The sequence below is a fragment of the Citrobacter sp. L55 genome, assembly GCF_002850715.1.
GTDB classification, from domain to species: Bacteria; Pseudomonadota; Gammaproteobacteria; order Enterobacterales; family Enterobacteriaceae; genus Citrobacter; species Citrobacter braakii.
Genome location: NZ_KZ559416.1, coordinates 77,487 through 84,263 on the forward strand (window position 1 = coordinate 77,487; position 6,777 = coordinate 84,263).

The window sequence follows — 6,777 nt, forward strand, 5'->3', positions numbered from 1 at the left end:
CCTTAAGCCGTTTTCAGGCTGCCAACCGGGCGGGCTGGCTCAACCTGGGGATAATACGGTTCGTTATGGCGCGCTTTATCACGCAGACCGGCCGGAACTTCATACAGCGGACCAAGGTGCTGATACTGCTGAGCCATATCGAGATACTTCGCGCTGCCGAGCGTATCCAGCCAGCGGAACGCACCGCCGTGGAACGGAGGGAAGCCCAGACCGTATACCAGCGCCATATCGGCTTCTGCCGGGCTGGCGATAATGCCTTCTTCCAGGCAACGCACTACTTCGTTGACCATAGGGATCATCATGCGGGCGATAATCTCTTCATCGCTGAAGTCGCGTTTCGGCTGGCTGACCTCTGCCAGCAGATCGTCAACGGTGGCATCTTCTTCTTTCTTCGGCTTGCCCTTGTTGTCTTCTTTATAACGCCAGAATCCGAGACCGTTTTTCTGCCCGAAACGGTTAGCATCAAACAGGGCGTCTATCGCATCGCGATAATCTTTCTGCATACGCTGAGGGAAGCCTGCGGACATCACCGCCTGCGCGTGGTGCGCGGTATCAATACCTACCACGTCCAGCAGATAAGCCGGGCCCATCGGCCAACCAAACTGTTTTTCCATCACTTTGTCGACTTTGCGGAAATCCGCCCCGTCGCGCAGTAACTGACTGAAACCGGCAAAATAGGGGAACAGCACGCGGTTAACGAAGAAACCAGGGCAGTCATTAACCACAATCGGCGTTTTGCCCATCTGGCTTGCCCAGGCGACAACCTTAGCGATGGTTTCATCCGAGCTTTTCTCGCCGCGAATGATCTCAACCAGCGGCATACGGTGCACCGGGTTAAAGAAGTGCATCCCACAGAAGTTTTCCGGACGCTTAAGCGCGCTGGCCAGTTCGTTGATTGGGATGGTGGAAGTATTCGAAGCCAGTACGGTGTCCGGGCGAACCTGATCTTCGGTTTCCGCCAGTACCGCTTTTTTCACTTTTGGGTTTTCTACGACCGCTTCAACTACCACGTCCACGCGTTCGAAACCGCTATAGTCGAGGGTGGGGTGAATGGTGGAAATAACGCCCGCCATTTTCAGACCGTCAATTTTGCCGCGCTCCAGCTGTTTGTTCAGTAGCTTGGCCGCTTCGGTCATACCCAGCGTTAATGATTTGTCGTTGATATCTTTCATGACAACCGGCACGCCTTTCCAGGCCGACTGGTAAGCGATGCCGCCGCCCATAATGCCTGCGCCCAGCACAGCCGCTTGCTTTGGCACTTCAACATTTTTGGTGAGCTTTTTGGCTTTGGCTTTCACGAACTGATCGTTAAGGAAAATTCCAACCAGTGCGCGGGCTTCATTGGTGTGCGCCAGTGGAACAAAGCTTTTATTTTCCAGATTCAGCGCTTCTTCACGGCCAAAACGGGCCGCTGCTTCAATGGTTTTTACCGCGGTAATCGGTGCGGGATAATGCTTACCTGCCGTCTGCGCCACCATACCTTTGGCGATGGTAAAGCTCATTGCCGCTTCAATTTTACTGAGTTTCAACGGCTCCAGCTTCGGCTGACGTTTGGCTTTCCAGTCGAGGTCGCCGTTAATCGCCTGACGTAATACCGCGATCGCGCCATCAAGCAGTTTGTCTTGCTTCACTACGCCATCGACCAGACCGATTTTTAGCGCCTGCTCAGCACCCACATCTTTACCCGCAGCAATAATTTCCAGCGCGCTGTCCGCACCCAGCATACGTGGCATACGCACGGAGCCGCCAAAGCCTGGCATAATGCCCAGCTTGGTTTCTGGCAGGCCGATGCGCAGGTCCGGCGTAGCCAGACGATAATCGGTCGCCAGGACACACTCACAGCCGCCGCCCAGCGCATAGCCGTTAACCGCTGAGAGAGTCGGAACAGGCAGATCTTCCAGGCGATTAAACACGCTGTTGGCAAAATGCAGCCACTGGCTCAGTTGCTCTTCAGGCACGAGGAACAGTGAAAGGAATTCGGTGATGTCGGCACCAACAATAAAGGCTGCTTTGTTAGAACGCAGCAGCAGCCCTTTTAAATTCGGTTGTTTTTCCAGCACGTCAAGCGCATGGCCCAGGCTGGCAACGGTGGCCGTGTCGAGTTTATTGACTGAGCCTGGGGCATCGAACACCAGTTCGGCGATGCCATCTTCCAGCCAGTCGAGGTACAGGGTGTCGCCTTTGTAAAGCATGTCAGTCTCCTGAATCCGCAAGGTGATCTGGTCATACCAGATGAATCGAAGTGTGTGTTTTATGTTAATAAAATGCAAATGAATGATTAAAGAAATGACGATTTGATCACGCTCGGCAGAAATCACGCACTCACAAAACGATGTGCTAAGATGCGGACACTTGAGGTCAAAAAAACAGAAGGATAGAAAATGGAATCACTGGCCGCACTCTATAAAAATCATATCGTTACCCTACAAGAACGGACGCGCGACGCGCTGGAGCGCTTCAAGCTGGATGCGTTACTTATTCACTCAGGAGAACTTGTTAACGTCTTTCTCGACGATCATCCCTATCCGTTTAAGGTCAATCCGCAATTCAAAGCCTGGGTGCCTGTAACGCAGGTTCCTAACTGCTGGTTGCTGGTGGATGGCGTGAATAAGCCGAAATTGTGGTTCTACCTGCCGGTCGATTACTGGCACAACGTTGAGCCGCTGCCGACCTCCTTCTGGACGGAAGAAATTGAGATCATCGCGCTGCCAAAAGCTGATGGTATCGGTAGCCAGCTGCCTGCTGCTCGCGGCAATATCGGTTACATCGGTCCGGTTCCGGAACGCGCGCTGCAGCTGGACATCGCGGCCAGCAATATCAACCCGAAAGGGGTTATCGACTACCTGCATTATTATCGTGCTTACAAAACAGATTACGAACTGGCCTGTATGCGCGAAGCACAGAAAATGGCGGTGAATGGACACCGTGCCGCGGAAGAAGCGTTCCGTTCCGGGATGAGCGAGTTTGACATCAACCTCGCTTACCTGACTGCTACCGGTCATCGCGACACCGACGTGCCGTACAGCAACATCGTGGCGCTTAACGAGCATGCTTCGGTTCTGCATTATACCAGGCTGGATCATCAGGCTCCGTCTGAAATCCGCAGTTTCCTGCTGGACGCCGGTGCGGAATACAACGGCTATGCAGCAGACCTGACGCGTACGTGGTCGGCGAAAAGCGACAACGACTATGCGCATCTGGTGAAGGATGTGAATGACGAGCAACTGGCGCTGATTGCCACTATGAAAGCGGGCACCAGCTATGTGGATTATCACATTCAGTTCCATCAGCGCATCGCGAAGCTGCTGCGTAAGCATCAAATCGTCACTGATATGAGTGAAGAGGCGATGGTGGAAAACGATCTTACCGGGCCGTTTATGCCGCATGGCATTGGTCACCCGCTGGGTCTGCAGGTACACGATGTCGCTGGTTTTATGCAGGATGACAGCGGTACGCATCTGGCCGCGCCGTCGAAGTATCCTTACCTGCGTTGCACCCGCGTGCTGCAACCGGGCATGGTCCTGACCATCGAACCGGGCATCTACTTCATTGAATCGCTGTTGGCGCCGTGGCGTGAAGGGCAGTTCAGCAAACACTTCAACTGGCAGAAAATTGAAGCCCTGAAACCGTTCGGCGGTATTCGAATTGAAGACAACGTGGTGGTCCACGAGAACAATATCGAAAACATGACACGGGATTTAAAACTGGCGTAATGGACAGTTGGTTAATCCCTGCGGCGCCGGTAAGCGTCGTTGAAGAGATCAAAAAAAGCCGCTTCATTACGCTGCTCGCCCATACGGACGGCGTAGAAGCGGCGAAAGCGTTTGTTGAGTCAGTCAAAACGGAACACCCGGACGCCCGCCACCATTGTGTGGCGTGGGTGGCGGGCGCGCCCAATGACTCGCAGCAGCTGGGATTTTCAGACGATGGCGAACCGGCAGGTACGGCAGGCAAACCGATGCTCGCGCAGCTGATGGGGAGTGGCATCGGTGAGATTACCGCGGTGGTGGTGCGCTACTACGGCGGTATCCTTCTGGGTACGGGTGGGCTAGTGAAAGCCTACGGTGGCGGCGTGAATCAGGCGTTGCGTCAGTTAACGACGCAGCGCAAGACGCCATTAACCGAATATACTTTGCAGTGTGAGTACGGTCAGCTGGCAGGCATTGAAGCTTTGCTGGGGCAGTTTGACGGTAAAGTTGTTGCCAGTGATTACCAGGCTTTTGTTCGGCTCAGGGTGGCGCTTCCTTATGCCAAAGTGGATGAATTTTCGGCAAAACTGGCGGATTTTAGTCGTGGTTCATTGCAATTGTTAGCGATTGAAGAATAATCCCCACCTCATTTTAAAGAACTAAGGAAGCGGCAGAGATGCATTTTCGCGCCATCACCCGAATCGTTGGACTACTGGTCATCTTATTCTCGGGGACAATGATTATCCCCGGACTGGTAGCGCTCATCTACCGCGATGGGGCAGGGCGTGCGTTTACTCAAACTTTCTTCGTTGCTCTGGCGATCGGCTCCATGCTGTGGTGGCCAAACCGTAAAGAGAAGGGCGAGCTGAAATCGCGCGAAGGGTTTCTGATTGTCGTTTTGTTCTGGACCGTGCTGGGTAGCGTGGGTGCGCTACCGTTCATCTTTGCGGAAAGCCCTAACCTCACGATAACCGACGCTTTTTTTGAATCCTTCTCCGGATTAACCACCACGGGGGCGACAACGCTGGTGGGGCTGGATTCATTGCCACACGCTATCCTCTTTTATCGACAGATGCTGCAATGGTTCGGCGGGATGGGGATCATCGTGCTGGCGGTGGCTATTCTGCCTATTCTTGGCGTCGGTGGGATGCAGCTCTACCGGGCAGAAATGCCGGGCCCGCTGAAAGATAACAAAATGCGTCCGCGTATTGCCGAAACGGCGAAAACGCTGTGGCTTATCTATGTATTACTGACGGTGGCGTGTGCGCTGGCGCTATGGTTTGCCGGGATGCCCGCGTTTGACGCTATTGGGCACAGCTTTGCTACGATAGCCATCGGCGGCTTTTCCACACACGATGCCAGCGTGGGGTATTTCGACAGTCCCACGATTAACACCATTATTGCTATCTTCTTGCTGATCTCCGGTTGTAACTATGGTCTGCACTTCTCTTTACTCAGCGGTCGCAGCCTGAAGGTCTACTGGCGCGATCCAGAATTCCGCATGTTCATTGGGGTGCAGCTTACGCTGGTGGCTGTCTGTACGCTGGTGCTGTGGATACACAATACCTACGGTTCGGCACTCACGACCATCAACCAGGCTTTTTTTCAGGTGGTATCGATGGCGACGACCGCCGGATTTACTACGGACAGTATTGCCCGCTGGCCGCTGTTCCTGCCGGTGCTGTTGCTATGTTCTGCTTTTATTGGCGGCTGTGCCGGTTCGACGGGCGGTGGCTTGAAGGTGATTCGTATCCTGTTGCTGTTTAAGCAGGGTAACCGCGAATTGAAACGACTGGTCCACCCGAATGCGGTTTACAGTATCAAGCTGGGTAACCGTGCTTTGCCGGAGCGAATCCTTGAAGCTGTGTGGGGATTCTTCTCTGCCTATGCGCTGGTCTTTATTATCAGTATGCTGGCGATTATTGCGACCGGTGTTGATGACTTCTCCGCGTTTGCCTCTGTTGTGGCGACGCTGAATAACCTGGGGCCAGGGCTGGGGGTTGTCGCCGACAACTTTGCCAGTATGAACCCCGTGGCGAAGTGGATCCTGATTGCCAATATGCTGTTTGGTCGTCTGGAGGTCTTTACCCTGCTGGTACTCTTTACCCCTACTTTCTGGCGTGAATAATGGAGTAACACGTGAAAACACTGATTCTTTTTTCTTCCCGGGACGGACAAACGCGTGAAATCGCCGAGTATCTGGCTTCTGAACTCAAAGAGCTGGGTGTTTGGGCGGATGTCGTTAATTTGCATCGTACCGCGGAGCCTGACTGGCAAAATTATGACAGCGTGGTGATTGGCGCCTCGATTCGCTATGGTCATTACCATGCAGCTTTTCAGGAGTTTGTGAAAAAGCATGCCACGCGGCTGAACGCGATGCCGAGTGCCTTCTACTCCGTAAACCTGGTTGCCCGTAAACCGGAGAAACGCACGCCGCAAACGAACAGCTATGCGCGTAAGTTCCTGATGAGTTCGCCGTGGCGGCCTGATCGCAGTGCGGTTATTGCTGGCGCTTTGCTGTATCCACGCTATCGCTGGTATGACCGCGTTATGATCCAACTGATAATGAAGATGTCAGGCGGTGAAACAGATACCAATAAAGAAGTGGTGTATACCGATTGGGAACAGGTCGCGGGTTTCGCGCGGGAAATCGCCCAATTAACCCACAAAACGTTGTCAAAATAAGCACAAAGAATAAAAAATACGCACTCGGAAGATTATTTTAAATTTCCCCTTGTCAGCCTGAAATAACTCCCTATAATGCGCCTCCACTGACACGGAACAACGGATTACAAACCGCCGGGTCAGCGGAGAAAAGCGAAAATAAACGCTTGACTCTCCAGCGGGATGGCGTAATATGCACACCCCGCGCCGCTGAGAAAAAGCGAAGCGGCACTGCTCTTTAACAATTTATCAGACAATCTGTGTGGGCACTCGAAGATACGGATTCTTAACGTCGCAAGACGAAAAATGAATACCAAGTCTCTGAGTGAACACGTAATTCATTACGAAGTTTAATTCACGAGCATCAAACTTAAATTGAAGAGTTTGATCATGGCTCAGATTGAACGCTGGCGGCAGGCCTAAC

5 protein-coding genes are annotated in these 6,777 nt (G+C 53.0%); 4 read left to right on the top strand and 1 reads right to left on the bottom strand.

Annotation, left to right across the window (positions count from 1 at the left end; genetic code table 11):
• Nucleotides 1-2: 2 nt before the first annotated feature.
• Nucleotides 3-2,192, bottom strand: coding sequence for a fatty acid oxidation complex subunit alpha FadB (gene fadB / locus B9P82_RS24010; RefSeq protein ID WP_095715758.1), 2,190 nt, complete (start codon nucleotides 2,190-2,192; stop codon nucleotides 3-5).
• A 189-nt stretch (nucleotides 2,193-2,381) separates the two neighbouring features.
• Between fadB and pepQ the strand changes: the two genes are divergently transcribed.
• From pepQ to hemG, 4 genes are read left to right on the top strand one after another with little or no spacing between them, the layout of a single operon-like run.
• Nucleotides 2,382-3,713 carry a Xaa-Pro dipeptidase gene (gene pepQ, locus B9P82_RS24015; RefSeq protein ID WP_101701060.1) on the top strand — a complete coding sequence of 444 codons (1,332 nt, stop codon included), beginning with the start codon at nucleotides 2,382-2,384 and terminating at the stop codon, nucleotides 3,711-3,713.
• Nucleotides 3,713-4,327 (top strand): IMPACT family protein, encoded by a 615-nt coding sequence (locus B9P82_RS24020; protein WP_065554888.1) that lies wholly within the window; start codon nucleotides 3,713-3,715, stop codon nucleotides 4,325-4,327. Before pepQ ends, B9P82_RS24020 begins: the two co-directional genes overlap by 1 nt.
• A 38-nt stretch (nucleotides 4,328-4,365) precedes the next feature.
• Nucleotides 4,366-5,817, top strand: coding sequence for a Trk system potassium transporter TrkH (gene trkH / locus B9P82_RS24025; protein ID WP_003017848.1), 1,452 nt, complete (start codon nucleotides 4,366-4,368; stop codon nucleotides 5,815-5,817).
• Between the two features lie 11 nt (nucleotides 5,818-5,828).
• A complete protein-coding gene (gene hemG / locus B9P82_RS24030) occupies nucleotides 5,829-6,374 on the top strand; it encodes a menaquinone-dependent protoporphyrinogen IX dehydrogenase (protein WP_101701061.1) in 546 nt (181 codons plus the stop codon).
• The last annotated feature ends 403 nt before the right edge of the window (nucleotides 6,375-6,777 follow it).

Bases quoted from the DNA above. Each gene is read 5' to 3' on its own strand.
- fadB (WP_095715758.1), bottom strand. From the start codon at position 2,192: ATGCTTTACAAAGGCGACACCCTGTACCTCGACTGGCTGGAAGATGGC.
- pepQ (WP_101701060.1), top strand. From the start codon at position 2,382: ATGGAATCACTGGCCGCACTCTATAAAAATCATATCGTTACCCTACAA.
- B9P82_RS24020 (WP_065554888.1), top strand. From the start codon at position 3,713: ATGGACAGTTGGTTAATCCCTGCGGCGCCGGTAAGCGTCGTTGAAGAG.
- trkH (WP_003017848.1), top strand. From the start codon at position 4,366: ATGCATTTTCGCGCCATCACCCGAATCGTTGGACTACTGGTCATCTTA.